Origin of the sequence: Hydrogenophaga sp., assembly GCF_026125825.1 — a bacterium.
In the GTDB taxonomy this organism is placed as follows: Bacteria; Pseudomonadota; Gammaproteobacteria; order Burkholderiales; family Burkholderiaceae_C; genus Hydrogenophaga.
On sequence record NZ_JAHCKK010000001.1, the window covers coordinates 19925 to 40321 of the forward strand.

The 20397-nt window shown below is 60.5% G+C and carries 17 protein-coding genes and 1 pseudogene; 17 read left to right on the top strand and 1 reads right to left on the bottom strand.

The genetic code is table 11. From position 1 onward, the window contains the following. Positions 1 to 50: 50 nt before the first annotated feature. The 7 genes from KIT86_RS00095 to KIT86_RS00125 all read left to right on the top strand — a co-directional run bounded on the left by KIT86_RS00095 (position 51) and on the right by KIT86_RS00125 (position 7680). Complete coding sequence (locus KIT86_RS00095) at positions 51 to 1307, top strand: ABC transporter substrate-binding protein (RefSeq protein ID WP_297393893.1); 1257 nt, start codon at positions 51 to 53, stop codon at positions 1305 to 1307. A gap of 93 nt (positions 1308 to 1400) precedes the next feature. Next, positions 1401 to 2657, top strand: a complete 1257-nt coding sequence (locus KIT86_RS00100) for an ABC transporter substrate-binding protein (protein ID WP_056278244.1) — start codon at positions 1401 to 1403, stop codon at positions 2655 to 2657. Between the two features lie 248 nt (positions 2658 to 2905). Continuing rightward, positions 2906 to 3703: an SDR family NAD(P)-dependent oxidoreductase gene (locus tag KIT86_RS00105; RefSeq protein ID WP_008905455.1), complete on the top strand. Its 798-nt coding sequence runs from the start codon at positions 2906 to 2908 to the stop codon at positions 3701 to 3703. A gap of 59 nt (positions 3704 to 3762) precedes the next feature. Beyond that, the gene (badI, locus tag KIT86_RS00110) at positions 3763 to 4554 is read left to right on the top strand and encodes a 2-ketocyclohexanecarboxyl-CoA hydrolase (protein ID WP_056278247.1); all 792 of its coding nucleotides are present in this window, start codon (positions 3763 to 3765) and stop codon (positions 4552 to 4554) included. 21 nt (positions 4555 to 4575) lie between these two features. Beyond that, positions 4576 to 5280 carry a TetR/AcrR family transcriptional regulator gene (locus KIT86_RS00115; protein ID WP_297393896.1) on the top strand — a complete coding sequence of 235 codons (705 nt, stop codon included), beginning with the start codon at positions 4576 to 4578 and terminating at the stop codon, positions 5278 to 5280. Positions 5281 to 5424: 144 nt separating this feature from the next. Next, the gene (locus KIT86_RS00120; RefSeq protein WP_056278252.1) at positions 5425 to 5934 is read left to right on the top strand and encodes a MaoC family dehydratase; all 510 of its coding nucleotides are present in this window, start codon (positions 5425 to 5427) and stop codon (positions 5932 to 5934) included. 60 nt (positions 5935 to 5994) lie between these two features. Then, on the top strand, positions 5995 to 7680 hold the full coding sequence (locus KIT86_RS00125) for an electron transfer flavoprotein-ubiquinone oxidoreductase (protein ID WP_069047294.1): 1686 nt from the start codon (positions 5995 to 5997) through the stop codon (positions 7678 to 7680). Positions 7681 to 7815: 135 nt separating this feature from the next. On the opposite strand, the pseudogene KIT86_RS00130 reads toward KIT86_RS00125, so the two are convergent. Further along, positions 7816 to 8327: pseudogene (locus KIT86_RS00130) on the bottom strand (IS30 family transposase); the annotation flags it as partial. A gap of 566 nt (positions 8328 to 8893) precedes the next feature. Here KIT86_RS00130 and KIT86_RS00135 point away from each other — a divergent pair. From KIT86_RS00135 to KIT86_RS00180, 10 genes are read left to right on the top strand one after another with little or no spacing between them, the layout of a single operon-like run. After that, the gene (locus tag KIT86_RS00135; protein WP_056278262.1) at positions 8894 to 9685 is read left to right on the top strand and encodes an ABC transporter ATP-binding protein; all 792 of its coding nucleotides are present in this window, start codon (positions 8894 to 8896) and stop codon (positions 9683 to 9685) included. A 10-nt stretch (positions 9686 to 9695) separates the two neighbouring features. After that, positions 9696 to 10478 carry an ABC transporter ATP-binding protein gene (locus KIT86_RS00140; RefSeq protein WP_056278265.1) on the top strand — a complete coding sequence of 261 codons (783 nt, stop codon included), beginning with the start codon at positions 9696 to 9698 and terminating at the stop codon, positions 10476 to 10478. Next, positions 10475 to 12343 carry a long-chain fatty acid--CoA ligase gene (locus KIT86_RS00145; protein ID WP_056278268.1) on the top strand — a complete coding sequence of 623 codons (1869 nt, stop codon included), beginning with the start codon at positions 10475 to 10477 and terminating at the stop codon, positions 12341 to 12343. The genes KIT86_RS00140 and KIT86_RS00145 overlap by 4 nt, the downstream gene beginning before the upstream one ends. Then, positions 12343 to 13215: a branched-chain amino acid ABC transporter permease gene (locus KIT86_RS00150; RefSeq protein ID WP_056278272.1), complete on the top strand. Its 873-nt coding sequence runs from the start codon at positions 12343 to 12345 to the stop codon at positions 13213 to 13215. The genes KIT86_RS00145 and KIT86_RS00150 overlap by 1 nt, the downstream gene beginning before the upstream one ends. Further along, positions 13215 to 14261, top strand: coding sequence for a branched-chain amino acid ABC transporter permease (locus KIT86_RS00155; protein WP_297393904.1), 1047 nt, complete (start codon positions 13215 to 13217; stop codon positions 14259 to 14261). The genes KIT86_RS00150 and KIT86_RS00155 overlap by 1 nt, the downstream gene beginning before the upstream one ends. A 41-nt stretch (positions 14262 to 14302) precedes the next feature. Next, positions 14303 to 15505 carry an ABC transporter substrate-binding protein gene (locus KIT86_RS00160; protein WP_056278280.1) on the top strand — a complete coding sequence of 401 codons (1203 nt, stop codon included), beginning with the start codon at positions 14303 to 14305 and terminating at the stop codon, positions 15503 to 15505. Positions 15506 to 15560: 55 nt separating this feature from the next. Continuing rightward, entirely contained in the window at positions 15561 to 16769 is a 1209-nt protein-coding gene (locus KIT86_RS00165; RefSeq protein ID WP_056278283.1) for an ABC transporter substrate-binding protein, read from the top strand. Between the two features lie 43 nt (positions 16770 to 16812). After that, positions 16813 to 18282 carry a biotin carboxylase N-terminal domain-containing protein gene (locus KIT86_RS00170; RefSeq protein ID WP_086124712.1) on the top strand — a complete coding sequence of 490 codons (1470 nt, stop codon included), beginning with the start codon at positions 16813 to 16815 and terminating at the stop codon, positions 18280 to 18282. 2 nt (positions 18283 to 18284) lie between these two features. After that, positions 18285 to 18785: a biotin/lipoyl-containing protein gene (locus KIT86_RS00175; protein WP_056278288.1), complete on the top strand. Its 501-nt coding sequence runs from the start codon at positions 18285 to 18287 to the stop codon at positions 18783 to 18785. A 10-nt stretch (positions 18786 to 18795) separates the two neighbouring features. Next, entirely contained in the window at positions 18796 to 20394 is a 1599-nt protein-coding gene (locus tag KIT86_RS00180) for an acyl-CoA carboxylase subunit beta (RefSeq protein ID WP_297393909.1), read from the top strand. Positions 20395 to 20397 lie beyond the last annotated feature (3 nt).

The following is a 20397-nucleotide window of genomic DNA, read 5'->3' on the forward strand; positions in this document are numbered from 1 at the left end:
CTACTACAGACTGCATTTCACCCCGTGCTAGCTAAACAGGAGACATCACCATGAAAATCAAACTGCTTTCAATTCTTGCTGGCGTGGGGATGGCGATGTCCAACGTCCAGCCCGCGCTGGCCCAAGCCCAGACCGAACCGATTAAATTTGCGCTATGTTACGACCTGAGCAAGGTTTACGCCTTCGCCGTACCGCAAGTTGCCCAGGCCGCGCGCGACTATGCGCAGATACTCAACCAGAAAGGCGGCATCGAAGGCCATCAGGTCGAGATTCTGGTTCAAGACCATGGCAACGAACCGCAGCGGGGCATCGAGTGCTATGAAAAGATGAAGCGCGAGGGTGCGATCACCTTCGACTTCTTTTCCACGCCGGTCGGGCGCGCGCTGCTGCCGCGCGCAATGCAGGACAACAATGTGATGATTTCATCCTTTACTGGCCGCAGCGATGCAGTCGACGGCGATGTGTTCAAGTGGATATTCCCCATCGGGCCCACCTATTGGAGCCAAGCAGCCAATAACATCCAGTACATCAAGTCCAAGTCGAACAACAACCTCAAGGGGGTGAAGATCGCATTCTTTTACCTGGACACCGCGTTTGGGTTGGAACCCATCGGCGTGTTGAAGACACTCGCGGCCAAGGAAGGCTTCGACCTCCAATTGTTCCCGAACCCGCTGCCTGGTAACAATCAGTCAGGGGCGTGGTCCCAGATCCGCCGCTTCAACCCCGATTGGGTCATCAGCTGGAATCTGGGCAACATGCACGTCGTTGCCTCGCGCGAAATGAAACGCAACGCCATGCCGATGGACAAGTACATCGCCGTCAATTGGTTCAACGAAGTGGACATCGCGAACATTGGCGCCGACGCAGCCAAGGGCATCAAGCGCGGCACTAATGTGGTGGGCGGTCAGGAGCACCCGCTGATCCAGCAGATCCTGAAGGATCTGTATGACAAGGGAAAGGGCAACGGCGACCGCAAGCATACCAATGACATCTTCTACAACACTGGGCTGGCCACCTACGCTCCTGTTTTCGAAGGCGCGCGTCTGGCAATCAAGCAGTATGGCTGGCCTCTGACATCCGACAAGATGAAGCGCGGGCTGGAGAGCCTGCGCAACTTCGACGCTAACGGCCTCATCGCCCCTGTAACTGTGACGGCCAAGGACCATGGCGGCGGCGGCAAGACGCGCATCGACATGTGGGATGGCGCGAAGTGGGTGCCAGAGACTGGCTGGTTCTCCGCATACGACGATGTAGTCCAGGAAAGCGCCAAGAAGGAATCGGCGGAGTTCGCCAAGTCGAAGCAGTAGCGATACGCCTCGGTCAGGCCTCGGGCACGACTGTACGGCGTGCCTTCTACAGACTGCATTTCACCCCGTACTAACTAAACAGGAAACATCATCATGAAAATCAAACAGCTTTCCATTCTTGCTGGCCTGGGATTGGCGCTGGCCGGTCTGCAGTCCGCGCAGGCGCAGGCACCAGCCCAGCCCGTCAAATTCGCGCTTTGTTATGACCTGAGTAAATCCTACGGCTTTGTGACGCCACAAATTGCCCAGGCGGCGAATGACTATGCCAAGATATTGAATCAGAAAGGCGGCATTGAAGGCCACCCAATCGAGATACTGGTTCAAGACCATGGCAACGAGCCGCAGCGTGGCATTGAGTGCTACGAAAAGATGAAACGCGAAGGCGCCGTTGCCTTTGATTTCCTGTCCACGCCGGTTTCCCGCGCCGTTCTGCCGCGCGCCATGGCGGATGGCAATGTGATGGTGCAATCCTTTGTAGGTCGTGGCGATGCGGTCGATGGTGATGTGTTCAAGTGGATTTTCCCCATTGGGCCCACCTACTGGGGTCAAATGGCCAACAATATCCACTACATCAAAACCAAGTCCAACAACAACCTCAAGGGCGTGAAGATTTCGTTCATCTACCCCGACTATCCGTTCGGGCAGGAACCGATCGGCGTGTTGACGACACTTGCGGCCAAAGAGGGCTTTGACCTGCAGTTGGTTCCCAACCCGATGCCGGGCAATGACCAGGCCGCCGCTTGGTCCCAGATCCGCCGCAACAACCCCGACTGGGTGATCAGCTGGAACCTGGCCGGCATGCACGTCGTCGCCTCGCGCGAAATGAAGCGCAACGGCATCCCGATGGACAAGTACATTTCCGTCAATTGGCTCAACGAAGTTGACCTTGCCAACATTGGTCTGGAAAACGCAAAAGGCCTCAAGCGCGGCACCAACGTGACGGGTGGACAGAGCCACCCGCTGATTCAGCAGATCATCAAGGACCTGTATGAGAAAAACAAGGGCAGCGGTGACCGCAAGCATCTCAACGATGTTTACTACAACACCGGTCTGGCCATCTATGCCAGCGTTTTCGAAGGCGCTCGCCTAGCCATCAAACAAAGTGGCTGGCCCCTCAACCCTGACAAAATGAAGCGCGGACTGGAAAGCTTGAAAAACTTTGATGCCGAAGGCCTGATCGCCCCCGTGACGGTGACCGCCAAAGACCATGGCGGCGGCGGCAAAACCCGCATCGACATGTGGGACGGCGCCAAGTGGGTGCCCCAGACTGACTGGTTCTCGGCGTATGACGATGTGGTCCAGGACATCGTGAAGAAAGAATCTGGCGAGTTCGCCAAGAACAAACAGTAATTGCCTTCCCTTGGGATGGATCACGGTCAGACGCGTTGCGCACTGATAGTGAACCATCCCATCTTGTTTCTCGGATTTTCATCCCTCTCTTGAATCGCCAGGTGGCAGCCTATGCCACAGTGGATTGCAGTGGTAGCTGCCAGGCGCACCATCCAACACAGGAAATCTCGCCCGCTATCTAACTATCGTTAGATAGTCATAATTTCATCCTCACCAATGTGGCGCCTAAAGCGCAAGGAGCAATCAGTATGGATCTCGAACTAAAAGGAAAATCGGTCATCGTCACGGGTGGCGGCTCGAACATTGGCCGCGGCATCGTGCTCGGCTTCGCCGCGGAAGGCGCCAACATCACCATCGGCGACATCGACGAAAGTCAGGCGCAAAAGACGGCAGAACTCGCGCTGGCGAGCGGCGCGGCGTCGGCGCAGGTTGTCAAGACCGATGTCACCCAACTTGACCAGGTGCAAGCCATGTTCAAGGCAGCCTCGGACAAGTTCGGCGGCGTCGATGTCCTCGTCAACAACGTCGGCTGGGACCAGTTGATGTTCTTCACGCAGACGACCCCCGATCTGTGGCAAAAGATCATCAACATCAACTACCTCGGCGTTCTCAACTGCACCAAGACCGCGCTTGAAGTCATGGTTCCTCGCAACGCCGGCTCAATCGTCTCCATCAGCTCTGATGCCAGTCGGCAAGGTGAGCCACGTGAAGCGGTGTATGGCGGCGTCAAGGCTGCCATCAACAGCTTCATGAAAACGATCGCCAAGGAAAACGGGCGTTACGGCATCCGCTGCAACGTGGTATGCCCCGGCGTCACTATCCCCAGTACCACCGACGAAGTGGGCGGAAGCAGCATGTGGATTGATGCCGACAGTATGTTCACGCCGGAGCAACTGGAAAAAGTCGCCAAGGCGCTGCCGTTGCGCAAGGTGGGACGGCCGCAGGATATTGCCAATGCCGTCGTCTTCCTGTCTTCAGCGAAGGCTGCGGGCCATGTCACCGGGCAGGTTCTTTCAGTGTCTGGTGGTTACAGCATGATTGGGTAAACGCCCGGGCACGGTCGAAAGACATGCGGCATTGAAATAACAGACAAAAAGGAAAACCCATGGAATTCAAGGACATCCTCTACGAAGAACTCGACTCGGTGGCCTACATCGCGATCAACCGCCCCGAAGTGATGAATGCGTTTCGCGGCCAGACCGTCGAGGAACTGCTGCAGGCATTCATGAAAGCAGGCTGGGACAAGCGAATCGCCGCCATTGTGCTCACCGGGACGGGTGACCGTGCTTTCTGCACCGGCGGCGATCAGTCGGCTCATGCCGGCCAGTACGACGGCCGGGGCACCATCGGTATCCCGGTGGAAGAGTTTCACAGCGCCATTCGTGACGTGCCCAAGCCCGTGATCGCCCGCGTGCAGGGTTACGCCATTGGCGGCGGCAATGTCCTGGCCACCTTGTGCGACATGACCATTGCCTCGGAAAAGGCCGTGTTTGGCCAAGTCGGCCCGAAAGTAGGCTCGGTCGACCCTGGCTGGGGCACAGCTTACCTGAGCCATGTGGTTGGCGAAAAGAAAGCCCGCGAGATCTGGTACATGTGCCGCCGCTACAGTGCACAGGAGGCCTTGGCCATGGGTCTGTGCAACACCGTCGTGCCCCACGACCAGCTCGACGCCGAAGTCGCCCGCTGGTGCAAGGAAATTGTCGAAAAAAGTCCGACGGCTCTGGCGATCGCGAAACGTTCGTTCAATGCATCCACCGAGCACATTCGCGGGATCGGCAGCCTGGGACTTCAAGCGCTGAGCCTGTACTACGACACGGCAGAGTCCAAAGAAGGCGTGAGCGCTTTCCTGGAAAAACGCCGGCCTGATTTCAGGCAGTGGGCGAATGGTCGCAAGTGAGCAACCCCGCGCGACGAGACGTTGCTCAAGGCCGCCCCTTCGACCAAAGCTAGGTTTGATACGATTCGAAATTTGGATCTACCAAACGGTCAAATGATGTCAAATACAGACGCAAAACCCAGCAAAAATGAGGTGGATGGTCCCGCCACACGCGAACGCGTGCTGCTCGAAGCTGCAAGGCTATTCAGGCATCATGGTTATGCAGCAACTACTTTGCGCGAGATTGCGGATGCTGCCGGCGTCAAAGCCGGCAGTATCTACTATCACTTCGAATCGAAAGAGCAGATCCTGGGCGAGGTATTGGACAAAGGCATCACCATCGTCGCAGATGCCGTACGCACCCGTGTTGCGGCTCTTCCCGAAAGTGCACCCTGGCGAGATCGAATCGCCGCTGGCATCGAAGGCCATCTCTGGGGAATGCTGCATTATGGCGACTTCACGTCAGCCAACATCCGCATCTACGGCCAAATCCCGACCAGCGCAAAAAATCGCCACCGGGTCGTGCGGCGGGCTTACGCAGACTATTGGGATCATCTTCTCGAATCAGCGCTCGCCAGTGGCGAATTGCGCGACGACACCAGCACGGCCATGATTCGGCTTTTCGTGATTGGGGCATTGAACTGGACCGTCGAATGGTACAACCCCCAACGCGGCTCTTTTCGTGACTTCTCGCGTCAAATAACGGGGATCGTGTTCGATGGAATTCTCACGCATGACAAAGCATAGTCGCGATGCATTGCCGGCAACTTCAACAAGCCGGGCCGAGAAACTGACAGCAATAGTCCACATGTCGCCTACATTGCGCAGTGGCACGCTGACCGGCTGCGTCTGGGGACTCCCAAATTGGACAACCCGCCGCAGGAGCAGCAAATGACCATCAAAGAAGGCTGGCGCGGCCGATTCTATGAAGACTTCGAGGTCGGCGACGAGTATCGGCATGGCCTCGGTCGCACACTGACCCAGAACGACAACATCTGGTTCACGTTGCTGACGCAAAACACGGCTCCGCTGCACTTCGATGCCCACTACGCCGCGCAGACGGAGTTCGGCCGTCCGCTCATCAATTCCTGCCTCACGCTGGCCCTCGTGACGGGGCAGACGGTGAGCGATGTCTCGCAAAACGTCATGGCCAACCTGGGGTGGGACGAAGTTCGACTTCCGAATCCGGTGTTTGAAGGCGACACGCTCTATTCACGTTCCACGGTGCTGGACAGGCGCGAGTCGCGGTCGCGAACCAATGTCGGCGTCGTCACGGTGCGCACCGAAGGCTATAACCAGAGCGGCGTCATTGTCTGCACCTTCAAACGCACGGTGATGGTCTACAAACGTGACGGCGCACCGCGCACCGCACCGCCGCTGCCGGTCGACAACCGACCCTGACCCCCCCCTTTTTTTCGTCAACTTCGGCCCCAGGGTCGCCACCTTTTTGACCCTCTCCGCATGAAGCCCACCTCCCTGCTCGAACAATACGGTCCCCGCGAAGCGATGGAGTATGACGTGGTGGTGGTGGGCGCCGGCCCCGGAGGTTTGGCCACGGCCATCCACCTCAAGCAGCTCGCGGCTGAAAAGGGCGAGGACGTCTCGGTGGTGCTGCTGGAAAAAGGCTCCGCGCCCGGCGCTCACATTCTTTCCGGCGCGGTCATGGACCCAATCGCACTGAACGAACTATTCCCCAACTGGAAGGATCTGGGCGCACCGCTGAACCAACCCGTTACCGGCGACGACGTGCTTTTCCTGAGCGAAACCGGTGCCAGGCGCACACCCAACTTCCTGGTGCCCGACTGCTTCCACAACGAGGGCAACTACGTCATCAGCCTGGGCGCCCTGACCCAATGGCTGGGCGAGCAGGCTGAAGGCTTGGGCGTGGAAATCTTCCCGGGCTTCACAGCCACCGAGGTTCTGTACGACGACAACGATTCGGTCAAAGGAGTAGCTACCGGCAACCTTGGCATTGGCAAGGACGGCCTGCCGCACGACGGCTTCCAGCTCGGCATGGAGTTGCATGCCAAATACACCATCTTTGCCGAAGGCGCGCGCGGCCACCTGGGCAAGCAACTCATCGCTAAATACAAGCTTGACGAAGGCCGCGATCCGCAAAGCCATGCCATCGGCATCAAGGAACTTTGGGAGATCGACCCGACCCGCGCCCAACCCGGCCGTGTGGTACACACGGCCGGCTGGCCAATGGACACCCAGACCTACGGCGGCGGTTTTCTCTACCACTTGGAAGGAAACAAGGTCACGCTTGGCTTCGTCACCGGGCTCGACTACAAGAACCCATGGCTCAGCCCCTTTGAGGAAATGCAGCGCTGGAAGGCCCACCCCGCCATTCGCGCCCACATCGAAGGCGGCAAGCGCATCGGCTACGGCGCGCGCGCCATCACCGCCGGTGGCCTGCTCAGCCTGCCCAAGACCGTGTTCCCGGGCGGCGCGCTGATCGGCTGTGATGCCGGCTACCTGAACGCCGCACGCATCAAAGGCAGCCACGCCGCCATCAAGAGCGGCATGCTGGCCGCCGAAGCCGCGTTTGAAGCCCTGGCCGCCGGACGCAGCGGCGACGAACTCAGCGCCTACCCCGCTGCGTTCGAAAACAGCTGGCTGCACACCGAACTCGACCAGTCGCGCAACTTCAAACAGTGGTTCAAGAAGGGCAGCCTCGTCGGAGCCCTGATGACCGGCATTGAACAGTGGCTGCTGCCCAGGCTTGGCATCAAGCGTCCGCCCTGGACGATCCACCGCACCCAGGCCGACCACGCCAGCCTGCGCCCGGCCGCCGAGATGCCGCAGATCAGCTACCCCAAGCCCGACGGCAAGCTCACCTTCGACCGGCTCTCCAGCGTGTTCGTCAGCAACACCAACCACGAAGAAAACCAGCCCGCGCACCTGACGCTCAAGGACGCCAGCGTGCCGGTGCAGATCAATCTGGCGAAATACGCCGGCCCCGAGAGCCGTTACTGCCCGGCCGGCGTTTACGAATTCGTAAAGAACGACGACGGCTCGGACCGGCTGCAGATCAACGCGCAGAACTGCGTGCACTGCAAAACCTGCGACATCAAGGATCCGACGCAGAACATCGTCTGGGTGACGCCCGAAGGCGGCGGCGGGCCGAACTACGCGGGAATGTAGCCGAGAGTGATTCAAATCTAAAGTGCAATACCCTGGGTTTCAATGAACGAGGGTGGGTGTTGCGTGCTATTGAGCAGGAGGTCCCGATAGACTGCCAGAGGGGGATCGTGCGCCCTACCCCTTCCAGGGCGGGTTGTTGATCTGATCGGCAATCGCATCGAGCTGCTCCTGGCTGTACCCTGAGAGGTCCGAGCCCTTGGGCTGGTACTGGCGCACCAGCTCGTTGGAGTTCTCGTTAGAGCCTCGCTGCCAAGGGCTGGGGGGGTAACAGAAGTACACCGCAATGTCCGTGCGTCGGCTCAGTTCCCTGCGCATCGCCTTCTCCCGGCACTGGTCGTACGTCATGCTCTGGCACATAGGCTCAGCGAGCCTCAGCAGCTTGTCAGAAAAGGCCTGCAGGACATTGACCGCGCTGGCGGGCTTGAACCCGTGCAGCTTGATGAGCATGAGCAGCCCGACTGGTGCACTCCACCAGGGTGCCCAACGCGCTGGCGTTCGCAGCACCCTTGATCAGGTCACCCTCCCCGTGCCCGGGCAACTGCCGGTCTTCAATCTCGGGCGGACGCACATGGATGCTCACCATGTCCATCTATTGTTCCGGCCCTTTGAAGTCGCGAGTCGTGGACCGACTGCCACAGGCAAACGATCCACGAAAGTTCAAAATTCATGGGGCCGGAGCAATAGTATCTGAGCTCTTCGGCCTTTTCCTTTGTTGCGAGGTAGTCGTTTGCGCTTGGGTGGGCTGCTTTGCATCTGCGGACCGTACTCGGGGGCAGGTGTTGCACTTCAGTCTTGAATCCGCTGACGGTGAATCACCGGCATTCATGCTGAAGCGAACCTGGCCAGAAGTTCCCGCCCGCACTCGCACCCGGACTTGATGGCACCTGCATAGGGATTTCCCGAGTTGAAGCCAGACTAACTACCGTTAGATTAACGCCATGCAAACAAGGCATCGCGCCTACCGAACGGCAAGGCACATGGCAGGCACGCTGCCCAACACGGCCAACACGAGACAACCTTTGAGAAAATTAACTGCCCCCTCGAACGGCACCCTGGCAACCAGAGACCATGGTCGCGCCCATGCACCCGGCCCATCCGAGCCGAAGGTCTGCACGACTGCGGCTGCCATCCTGGCGCACCCCTCCACTACGCTCGACCGGCAAACCCGTTCAATGGTTAAGTCGCCGCAGCACAGCGCAAGTAGCGGCCTGTCATGCTGAATCTCACCAATGTCCAGATCGTTTACGACAACACCATCGAGGCGGTGCGAGAGGTCTCATTGGCCGTCGGCAAAGGTCGCATAGTCGCCCTGCTCGGTTCCAACGGGGCCGGGAAATCAACCACGCTCAAAGGCATTTCGGGCGTTCTGTATCCGGAAGACGGTGAGATCAAGGGTGGCCAGATCACGTTTGAAAACCGCCAGCTGACCGGCCTGGCGCCGGACGAAATCGTGCGCGCCGGCGTGGTCATGGTGCCCGAGGGGCGCCGCCTGTTCGACCAGTTGACGGTCGAGGAAAACCTCGTGATGGGCGGCTACACACGCAGTCTGACCGACGCCAGGCGCCAGATGGAGATGGTGTATGGGCTGTTCCCGCGTCTGGTGCAAAAACGCAGCACGGTGTCGGGCTACCTGTCGGGCGGCGAACAGCAGATGGTGGCCATCGGCCGCGCGCTGATGTCGTCCCCGAAACTGCTGATGCTCGACGAGCCCACGCTCGGTCTGGCGCCACAGATCAGCGAAGAGATTTTCGACATCATCACCCGCCTGTGCCGCCAGGAAGGCATGGGCATTCTCCTGGTGGAGCAGAACGCACAGATGGCGCTGGCCATTGCCGACTATGGCTACATCATGGAAAACGGCCGCGTGGTGCTCGACGGTGAGGCCGACAAGATGCTGCGCAACGACGACGTGCGCGAGTTCTACCTAGGCTTCGGCGAAGGTGGATCGCGCAAGAACATGCGCGAGGTGAAGCATTACAAGCGGCGCAAACGCTGGCTGTCCTGAGAAAAAAAACATGAACGACACATTGTTAAGGGTCGAAACCCTGTCCAAGCGCTTCGGCGGCGTCGAAGCCGTTGCCGGTGTCAGTTTTCACGTTCGGCGCGGTGAAATCTATTCCCTGATCGGCCCCAACGGGGCCGGCAAGACGACCACCTTCAACATGATCAGCGGCGTCGTCAAGCCCAGCAGCGGCACCGTGCATTTCGATGGCAGCGACATCACCGGCATGCCGGCACACCGCCTGGCCGCCATCGGCATCGGTCGGACCTTCCAGAATCTGGCGGTGTTCAAACATGCCAGCGTGGTGGACAACCTGCTGGTCGGCCGCCACTGCCACATGGCCACCAACGTGCTGGATGCCTCGTGGTTCTTCGGACGGGCGCGGCGCGAGGAGCTCGAACACCGTCGCAAGGTGGAAGAGATCATCGATTTTCTCGAAATCGAGGAAATTCGCGACATGCCGGTGGGCACCCTGTCCTATGGCCTGCAAAAGCGGGTCGAGTTGGGACGCGCACTGGCCACCGAGCCCAAGTTGCTGCTGCTGGACGAAATGGTGTCGGGCATGAACAGCGAGGAGACCGAAGACATTGCCCGCTTCGTGCTGGACATCCGCGACGAACTCGGCATTTCGGTCCTCATGGTCGAGCATGACATGGGCATCGTGATGGACATCTCCGACCGCGTCTGCGTGCTCAACTTCGGCCGCAAGATCGGCGAGGGCACGCCGGCCGAGATATCGGCCAACCCGGCCGTGATCGACGCCTACCTGGGCAGCAAAACCAAGGAGGCCGCGTGATCGACAACCTGGACGCGTTACTGCGCGACGGCAACACCACATTCCCCAAGCTGCTCCAGCACTGGGCACAGCGCTTTCCGGATGCGCTCGCGTTTCGCGAGAAAGATTACGGCATCTGGAACCGGATGACCTGGCAGCACTATTTCGAAACGGCGCGCCGCTTCGCCCTCGGTCTCAAGTCTCTGGGCTTCGACAAGGGCGACCGGCTGGCGATTGCCAGCGAGGACAGTCCGCAGTGGATGTTCACCGACCTGGCCACGCAAGCCATCGGCGGTGTCGTGGTGGGCATCTACCCCACCAACCCGTGGCCGGAACTGCAGTACATCGTGCACCACTCGAACAGCAAGTTCGTGGTCTGCGGCGATCAGGAACAGGTCGACAAGGTGCTCGACGCCATGGCCAAGCACGACACCGGCCTGCCCGACCTGGTGAAGATCATCTGCGTCGACATGAAGGGGATGCGCGGCTACAAACACGACAAGCTGATGTCGTTCGAGGACGTGCTTGAGCTAGGAGACCAAAACGCCGCGGCATCGCCCCAGCACGCGAGCGCCTTTGATCGTGCCATCGAGGACACCCAGCCCGATGACACCTGCATGCTGGTCTACACCTCGGGCACCACCGGGCCGCCCAAGGGCGCGATGCTGTCGCACCGCAACCTGATCGTCACCGTTGACAAGCTCAAAACCCATTTCAAGCTCGACCGGCACAACTACGAAGTGGTCTGCTACCTGCCGTTGTGCCACGTGGCCGAGCGTGCCTTCTCGACGGTCATGCACCTGCTCACCGGTGGCGTGGTCAATTACGCCGAATCGATCGACACGGTAGCCGTCAATCTGCGCGAGATCGCACCCACGGTGTTTTTGGGCGTGCCGCGCATCTGGGAGAAGCTGCAGCAAGGCATTTTGATCCGCATGCAGGACGCCTCGCGCTTTCAGCGCTGGGCTTTCCAGCGCTGCTTCGATGCCGGGCGCCGTCTGTTCGAAAAGGTCGAGGCGCAAGGGGGCCAGCGCAGTCTGTCGGATCGCCTGCACTTCTTCGTTCTGTGGTTGCTGATGTTTCGCAATCTGCAGAAATTCGTCGGCCTGGACCGCATGCAGTGCGGCTTCTGTGGCGGCGCCAGCGTCTCGCCCGAGGTACTGAAGTTCTTCCGCATCCTCGGCATTCCGGTGTACCAGGTCTACGGCATGACCGAGTCCGGCGGGGTGATCTTCTTCCAGCATGAAAAAGCGATCAAACTGGGCGCCACCGGCCTGCCCATCGACGGCCTGAACTGGAAGATCGCGGAGGACGGCGAGCTCGTCGTCAAGCACCCCGCCGTGTTCAAGGGCTACATCCACGACGAAGGCGCCACCGCCAAGACCGTGGTGGACGGCTGGCTGCACACGGGCGACATCGTGGCGCTGGCTGACAACGGCGAGCTGATGATCGTTGACCGCAAGAAGGCCATCATCATCACCAGCGGCGGCAAGAACATCGCGCCCTCGGAGATCGAAAACGCGCTCAAGGACAGCCTGTATGTGCGCGAGGCGATCATCCTGGGCGACGGACGCCACTATTTGGCGGCGCTGATCCAGGTCGACTACGAAACGGTCGGCAAGTGGGCACAAGAACGCAAACTGGCCTACACCACCTACAAGAGCCTGGCCGCGCTGCCCGAGGTGCGCGAACTGATCGACGAGGACGTCAAGCGTGTGAACAAGCTGTTTGCCCGGGTCGAGAACATCCGCAAGTTCCTGATCCTGGAAAAAGAACTCGACCACGACGACGGCGAACTCACCGCCACCCAGAAGGTGCGCCGCAACGTCATCGAAAAAACCTTCGCGAAAGAGATCGCGATCATCTACGGCGCAGGAGCGGGCTGATGGACTATTTTCTGCAACTGGTCATTTCCGGCATCGCCGTGGGCCTGCTCTACGGCTTCATCGGCATGGGCTTTGCGATGATTTACCGCGCCACCGGCGTGGTGAACTTCGCCCAGGGCGAGCTGATGATGCTGGTGTCCTACATCGCCTTCACCCTGGCCGGCACCTTCCAATTTGGCTTCTGGCTCATGCTGGCAGCAACTGTCGCGGCCTCGGTGCTGATTGGCCTTCTGATCGAGGTCTTGCTGATCCGTCCGATGCTTGGTCAGCCGGTGTTTTCCACGGTGATGGTGACCATTGGCCTGGCCGTGATCCTGCGCTCGGTGGTGGTGCTGATCTGGGGCGCAGACCCCATGCCGCTCAATGCCGGCCTGCCAACGGAGGTCATCAAGATCGGCCCGGCCGGCCTGTACCCGGCGCAGCTGTATTCCGTTGGGCTGATGGCGGCCGTACTGCTCGGCCTGTGGACCTTCTTTCGCTATTCGCGGGTCGGTATCGCCATGCGTGCCACCGCCAACGTGCAAACTGCAGCCCTGCTGATGGGCATCAATGTCAAGCGCATTTTCGCCTTGTCCTGGGCCCTGTCGGCGGGGCTCGCCGCCATTGCGGGCGTGTTGATCGGCGTGATCTACGACGTGAATCCCGGCATGTGGACGACAGGTCTGCGCAGCTTTCCCGCGGTCATCTTGGGCGGGCTGGACTCGGTGTTCGGCGCCGCACTCGGCGGCATCCTGATCGGGGTGGTCGAGAATCTGTCGGAAGGCTATATCGGCCGCGGCATGAAGGAGATCGCCGGTTTTGTTTTGATCCTCGTCGTCCTTATGGTCAGACCCTATGGCCTGTTCGGCAAACCTGAAATCGAGCGTGTCTGATGCGTAGCGGAAACTTCAAACAAAACTATCGTCAGCTGCTGGCACTGACCGACTCGGTTCCTGTCATCGTCTGGTCGTGTCTGCTGGTGGCGCTGCTGGCGGCCGCGCCACTGCTGCTGGCCAAGTACTATGTCTCCGTCATTCTGCTGCTGCTGATCACAGCGGTGGGGGTGTTGGGCCTGAACCTGCTGACCGGGACCACCGGGCTGATCTCGCTCGGGCACTCGGGGTTTCTGGCGGTCGGCGCCTACACGGCCGGCATCGTGGCCAGCAAACTTGGCTGGCCAATGCTGGCGTCCATCTTTGCCGGTGGCGTGAGCGCGGCCATCGCCGGGATCATCGTGGGCATACCCTCGCTGCGTCTCAAAGGGCTGTACCTGGCCATCACGACGATGGCATTTGCCGTGATCATCAACCACCTGATCCTCAACGGTGGCGACCTGACCGGAGGCTCGGAAGGCTTGACGGTGCCGCAACCCTCGCTGTTCGGTCAGGCGCTGGGGGCAGAACGTGGCTACTACTACGTGGTGCTGTGCTTTGTGGTGGTGTTCACCTTCATCACCCTGAACATCCTGCGCAGCCGCATTGGCCGGGCGTTCCAGGCGATTCGGGAGCACGACATCGCAGCCAAGGCCATGGGCGTCAACCTGGTGCGCTACAAGTTGCTGGCGTTCATGGTCAGCGCCTTCTACACCGGCATCGCCGGGGGCTTGCTGGCCTACTACACACGCTACCTGAATGTCGACAGCTTCAGCCTGCTGATATCGATCGAGGCGCTCTCCATGCTCATCGTCGGCGGCCTGGGTTCTGTAGCCGGCGCCTTGCTCGGAACGGCTTTCATCGTCCTGCTCAACGAAAGCCTGGGCTTCGTGTTCGGCATGATCGGCGCCAGCTTCGGCGGGTCGGGCTCCACTGCCGCCTTTGAGATCAAAGGCGTCATTTATGGACTCGCGATTGTGTTGTTCCTGCGTTTTGAGCCCGATGGCCTGATGGGGCGATGGCGCGACATCAAGCATTACTGGACCCATTGGCCCTTCCGATTCTGACCCCGCAGCACACGCGCTGCTTATTCCATAGGAGACCTGCGATGCGAACACTACCGAAGCTGACCCAGCGCTTTTGCCTCGGCGCCCTCGCCGCACTGACCTTCGGCAGCGCACTGGCGGCAGATCCCGGGGTCACGAACGAGAAACTCGTGCTTGGCGCGGTCATCCCGCTGAGCGGCCCGCCCAGCATCATTGGCAAGGCCATTGCCACGACCCTGAAAGTTTGGGAGCAGGACGTCAATTCGCGCGGCGGCATCGGCGGACGCAAAGTCGACATTCGCATTGAGGACGACGGCTATGTGCCGCAGCGCGCTGTCCAGGGTCTGAAAAAACTGATTGATGTCGAACAGATCTTTGCATTGATCGGCACCTCCGGCTCGTCGCAGTTGCTGGCCATGCTGCCCATCATCGACGAGCAGAAAATTCCCGCCATCAACCATATCGCCGTCAACAGCGCCCACTTCAACCCACCGCACAAGACGCTGTTCAATATCGGGGCAACTTACTGCCAGGAGGTCTCTGCCAGCATGAAGCATCTGGTCACATCCCAGAAGCTGCAGGGATCGAAGTTCGGCCTGATCTTCCAGGAAGACGATTACGGCACCGACGTCAAATGCGGCTACGAACAGGCCCTGAAAGAGCTCGGCTTGAAAAGCAGCATCGAAGTTGCCTACAAACGCGGGGCGAAGGATTTTTCCGCCGAGGTGTTGAGCGTGCAGCGCGCCGGCGCCACCTTCGTGCTGACCGGCGGCATCATCACCGAAACCGCCGCCATGCTCAAAGAGATCGCGAAGAACCAGATGCAAGCCGTGCGCCTGGCCGCTCACCCTTCGCATCTGCCTGCGGTACTGGCCCTGGCCGGCCCGGCAGCAGACGGCGTGTACGTCGCCGAGTATGTGCCTCCAGTGACCGACATACAAACACAGGGCATTGGCAAACTCACCGCACTGACCTACAAATATTTTTCAGCCAATGAGGTCAAGGACATGAACCGGTATTCATTGACCGCCTATGTAGGTGTCCAGTTGCTCGAATCAGCGCTCAACGCATGTGCCAAAAACCTCACACGTGCCTGCGTGGTCGAAAAGCTCGAGCAGACCAAAAATTTCACCAGCGACGGCATCATGGCCCCATTGACCTTCGGGCCCAATATTCGACAGTCGGGGACCCGCCCCATTTTGCTCAAGGCGAATGCCAGCGCCGGGAAATTCGAGCGAGCCTCTGAATTTCTGAGTTCCAAGTAATCAAGACGACGTGCCACCAGCCCCTCCCCCATTACTCAACCAGGAGTGCCTTTTCATGACACGCAAATACTTTCGATATGCCGCCACCAGTCTGCTCAGCATGGTTATCAGCCTGACGGCCACGACCGCCGCTGCTGCCGACCCCGGTGTGACCGACGCCAAAATCGTCCTCGGCTCGGTGACGCCCGTCAGCGGCCCCCCTAGCCTGCTGGGCAAGGCCCACATGCTTGCCTTGCGGGTATGGGAGCAGGATGTCAACGCCCGTGGTGGCATCAACGGCCGCAAGGTGGAAATTCGCCAGGAAGATGACGGCTATGTGCCTCAGCGTGCTGTGCAAGGCGTCAAGCGACTGGTCGACGTGGAAGGCATCTTCGGCCTCATCGGCACCTCGGGCTCAGCGATGCTGCAAGCCATGCTGCCCTACATCAACGAGCAAGGCTTGCCAACTATCAACGCGATGGCCGTGGCAGCAGCGCACTTCACTCCACCGAACAAAACGGTATTTGTGATCGGGCCAACCTATTGTCAGGAGTTGAGCTCCGCCATGAAAAACATGGTCGCTAGCAAGAAGTTGCAAAAGGAGAAGTTTGCGCTGGTCTATCAGGATGACGAGTTTGGCAGCGACGTGCGTTGCGGCTACCAGAAGGCGATCAAGGATCTGGGGCTTAACAGCGTGTCCGAGATCTCCTTCAAGCGTGGCACCAAGGACTTCTCGGCTGAGATGCTGAGTCTGAAGCAGGTGGGAGCGACCTTTCTCGCGTCGGGCGGCGTGGTAGCCGAGCATTCGATGCTGATGAAGGAATCCGCTAAAAACCAGATGTCGCTGACCTTCCTTGCCGTGCATTCGGCCCACCTGACCCCTGTTCAGGCGCTCGCCGGTGCCGCGGGCGACGGCTACTTCGTCGCAGACTATGTCCCGCCTCTGACCGACCTGTCGGTGCCAGGCATGGCCAAGTTCATGGGGTTGGCACAGAAATATCTGTCAGCCGACGAGTTGAAGTCGCTCAACCGCTATTCGATCACAGCCTACGTCGGTGCGCTGCTAATGGAAGACGCGATCCGCCGCTGTGGCAAGGCGCTGACCCGCGCCTGTGTCGTCGAGAAGCTGGAGACAACCAAGAACTTCAGCACCGATGGGCTGGCTTCTCCCATCAGTTTCGGCCCCAATGACCGGCACTCGCCGAGCAGCGTGCTCGTGTTGCGCTCGGACGCCAAAAACTCCCGCTTCGAGCGCGTGTCCGAACCCATCCCCGTGCTCGATTGACACCAGACGCCGTTCGTCACCCGCCGTACAACTGGTTCCGCCCGTGTTTCAAAAAGTTCTGATCGCCAACCGTGGCGAGATCGCGCTGCGGATCCTGCACACACTCAAGGGCATGGGGCTCGCCACCGTGGTGGCCCACCACGCGGTGGACGCCGATAGCCCGGCCGTGCTGGAGGCTGACGAGTCGGTCGAATTGCACGGCTTGACGCCCGTGGCGGCCTACCTCGATATCGCGCAGTTGGTTGAAGCGTGTCGGCGCATTGGGGCACAGGCGCTGCATCCCGGTTACGGCTTCCTGTCTGAAAACGCGGCGTTTGCGCGTGCGCTGGAAGCTGCTGGCATCGTCTTCATTGGCCCGCGTCCGGACAGCATCGAACTGATGGGCGACAAGGTGCGCGCGCGCAGCTTCGTCGCCCAACGCGGCTTTCCGGTGGCACCGAGCGCCATCGAGGACGATGACCCGGCCAGCTTCGTCGAGCGCGCCAGGGCGCTCGGCGCGCCGCTGCTGATCAAGCCTTCAGCCGGCGGTGGCGGCAAGGGCATGCGCATCGTGCGTGACCTCGCCGTGTTGGATCGCGAGATCGAGACCGCACGGCGCGAAGGTGAGCGCTATTTTGGCGACGGTCGGCTGTTTGTCGAGCGCTATGTGGAGCGCCCGCGGCACATCGAGGTGCAGGTGATGGGCGACGCGCATGGCCAGTTGGTGCATTTCTGGGAGCGTGAATGTTCAGTGCAGCGACGCTTCCAGAAAATCATTGAAGAAACCCCCTCCCCGGCCCTTTCACCGGTGCAGCGCCACGATATTTGCGAAGCCGCAGCCGGCATTGCCCGCGCCGCCAACTATCGCGGCGCCGGCACCGTGGAGTTCATCTACGGCGCCGGTGGCGAGTTTTACTTTCTTGAGATGAACACGCGTCTGCAGGTCGAACACCCGGTCACCGAAATGGTGACGGGCTTTGACCTCGTTCGCGAACAGGTACGCGTCGCCCAGGGTGAGCCGCTCGGCTACACCCAGGCGGACATCGTGCAGCTTGGTCACGCCATTGAATGCAGGCTTTACGCCGAAGACGCCGAGCATGATTTTCGCCCCTCCACCGGTGACATCCTGTGCTGGCGACCACCCTCTGGTTCCGGCGTGCGGGTTGATGCCGGCGTGCGCGAAGGACAGGCGGTAACTGCCGCATTTGACCCCATGATCGCCAAAATTATTTGCCATGGAAACACGCGTGCACAGGCTATCGAACGCTCCATCCTGGCGCTTGAGCAATCGGTGCTGTTGGGTCTGACCACCAACGCACGCTACCTCACGCGGGTACTGCGCCATGCCGAGTTCCGTGCTGGGCAGGCCGACACCGGCATGCTGGCACGCTGCGCCGACGAGCTGCGCGAGTCTCTCACCCCCGATGACATCGACCTGGTACTGGCATCGGCGGTGCTCGCCGACCGCGAACTGTTGCGCGCCGTTCACTCCATTCCCGCGATGCACGCCGCCATGGGACCCTGGAGGAATTGACGATGCGCCGCCGCTATGTCATCAATGGCAAGGTCCATGACCTCGTGGTAACACGTGGAGCGAATGGCGTGTTCCACGTCAGCCATGGCGAACGCAAATTCGAGATGCAGGGGAAGACGCTGCCTGATGGCCGTTGGCGGGTCACCGTGGATCAGCGCCCGCAAGCCGTCTGGATCGCCGCGCAAGGCGACAGTCGATTCGTGCACAGTGCGGCCACCGGTGCCCTTGAAGTCGAGGTGATCGATCTCAGCGCAGCCTCCGGCGGCGACCGGGCCGGTGCCGCTTCCGACTTGCTGCAGGCGCCAATGCCCGGCACGGTGATCGCGGTTCATGTGGCAGCCGGCGATGCCGTGCACACGGGCCAACCGCTCATCGTGATCGAAAGCATGAAGCTGGAAACCACGCTGACGGCACCGCGCGACGCCCGGGTCAAGACTGTGTACTTTGCCGTTGGCAACACCTTCGCTCTCAAGTCCACCCTCGTGACGCTGCAAGACCCCTGAGAACCGATTGATGAAACGCATCGACTCCCGCATCGACACCGCATCCGAAGCGTTCCGGCGAAACCATCAAGCCATGAGCGCCATCGTCGCGAATTTTCGCGAGCGCATGGAAATCACGCGCCACCAACGTCCGCCGCATGAGATCAAGCGCGTGCGCGCGCAGGGCAAATTACTGGTACGTGAACGGCTGGACCTGCTACTAGATCCCGGTACGCCCTTTCTTGAGTTCTCGGCGCTGGCTGCCTGCGAGGACTACAACGGCGAGGTCCCGGGTGCCAACGTGGTCACTGGCCTGGGCGTGGTCAGTGGCCGCGAGGTGCTGATCCACGCCGACGATTCCAGCGTCAAGGGCGGTGTCTGGTACACGCTCACGCCACGCAAGCTGGCACGACTGCTGGACATCGCGCTGGAGAACCAGTTGCCGGTCCTGCATTTGTGCGACAGCGGCGGCGCCTTCCTTGAAGAACTGTCAGGCGTGTACATCGAGGGTGGCCGGGTGTTCCGCAACCAATGCCTGCTGTCCAAGGCCGGCGTGCCGCAGGTCGCGATGGTGTTCGGCAACTGCACCGCCGGCGGTGCCTACATCCCGGCGCTGTGCGATTACAGCATCATCGTGCGTGGCACCGGCGGCGTGTTCCTCGGCGGGCCACCGCTCGTGAAGGCCGCCACCGGTGAGGAGCACACCGCCGACGAGATCGGAGGCTGTGATTTACACACCCAGGTATCCGGCACGGTCGACTACCCGGCTGACAATGAGGCCCACGCCATCGCGATTTGCCGCGAGATCGTTGCGCAGTTCAAGCCCGCGACGAAAAGCTACCTGCCAGAACGCGATGCCGAGCCACCCTACTACGACCCCGACGAAATGCTGGGCATCGTCTCGCCCGACCACCGGGTGCAGTTTGACCAGCGCGAACTCATTGCCCGCATCGTCGACGGCAGCCGCTTCCACGAATACCAACCCGCTTATGGCACCACGCTGATCTGCGGCTACGCCTACATCTGGGGGTACCGCGTGGGCATCCTCGCCAACAACGGCGTGTTGTTCAGCGACAGTTCCAAGAAAGCGGCGCACTTCATCTCGCTGTGCAATCAGAACCGTACACCGCTCGTGTTTCTTCAAAACACCACCGGCTACATGATCGGCCGCAACTACGAAATGGAAGGCATCACCAAGGACGGCGCCAAGATGTTGATGGCGCAGGCTGGCAGCGAGGTGCCCAAGTTCACCGTCATCACCAGCGCAGCTTTCGGTGCGGGCTATTACGGCATGTGCGGACGGGCGTGGGATCCACGGATGATCTGGGCCTGGCCGAACGTGCACATGGGGGTGATGGGCCCCGATCAGGCCGCCAACACCCTCGCCGACGTGAAAATCGCCCAGTTGCGCCGCAAGGGCCACACGCCCGATGAGGCCGAGATGGCGCAATTGCGCCAGCGCGTGTACGAAAAGGCCGAACGCGAATCCAACGCCTACTTTGCCACCTCGCGCTTGTGGGACGACGGTCTGCTGGCGCCCACTGACACCCGCAACGCACTGGGCATGGCACTCTCAGCCGCCGCACACGCCCCGATCGCCGACCCGCACTACGGAATTTTCCGATTCTGAAGG

What these genes read in the sequence shown, in the direction of transcription:
- badI (WP_056278247.1), top strand. Translation starts at nt 3,763, where the DNA reads ATGGAATTCAAGGACATCCTCTACGAAGAACTCGACTCGGTGGCCTAC.
- KIT86_RS00160 (WP_056278280.1), top strand. Translation starts at nt 14,303, where the DNA reads ATGCGAACACTACCGAAGCTGACCCAGCGCTTTTGCCTCGGCGCCCTC.
- KIT86_RS00095 (WP_297393893.1), top strand. Translation starts at nt 51, where the DNA reads ATGAAAATCAAACTGCTTTCAATTCTTGCTGGCGTGGGGATGGCGATG.
- KIT86_RS00175 (WP_056278288.1), top strand. Translation starts at nt 18,285, where the DNA reads ATGCGCCGCCGCTATGTCATCAATGGCAAGGTCCATGACCTCGTGGTA.
- KIT86_RS00135 (WP_056278262.1), top strand. Translation starts at nt 8,894, where the DNA reads ATGCTGAATCTCACCAATGTCCAGATCGTTTACGACAACACCATCGAG.
- KIT86_RS00180 (WP_297393909.1), top strand. Translation starts at nt 18,796, where the DNA reads ATGAAACGCATCGACTCCCGCATCGACACCGCATCCGAAGCGTTCCGG.
- KIT86_RS00140 (WP_056278265.1), top strand. Translation starts at nt 9,696, where the DNA reads ATGAACGACACATTGTTAAGGGTCGAAACCCTGTCCAAGCGCTTCGGC.
- KIT86_RS00120 (WP_056278252.1), top strand. Translation starts at nt 5,425, where the DNA reads ATGACCATCAAAGAAGGCTGGCGCGGCCGATTCTATGAAGACTTCGAG.
- KIT86_RS00125 (WP_069047294.1), top strand. Translation starts at nt 5,995, where the DNA reads ATGAAGCCCACCTCCCTGCTCGAACAATACGGTCCCCGCGAAGCGATG.
- KIT86_RS00165 (WP_056278283.1), top strand. Translation starts at nt 15,561, where the DNA reads ATGACACGCAAATACTTTCGATATGCCGCCACCAGTCTGCTCAGCATG.
- KIT86_RS00100 (WP_056278244.1), top strand. Translation starts at nt 1,401, where the DNA reads ATGAAAATCAAACAGCTTTCCATTCTTGCTGGCCTGGGATTGGCGCTG.
- KIT86_RS00105 (WP_008905455.1), top strand. Translation starts at nt 2,906, where the DNA reads ATGGATCTCGAACTAAAAGGAAAATCGGTCATCGTCACGGGTGGCGGC.
- KIT86_RS00155 (WP_297393904.1), top strand. Translation starts at nt 13,215, where the DNA reads ATGCGTAGCGGAAACTTCAAACAAAACTATCGTCAGCTGCTGGCACTG.
- KIT86_RS00150 (WP_056278272.1), top strand. Translation starts at nt 12,343, where the DNA reads ATGGACTATTTTCTGCAACTGGTCATTTCCGGCATCGCCGTGGGCCTG.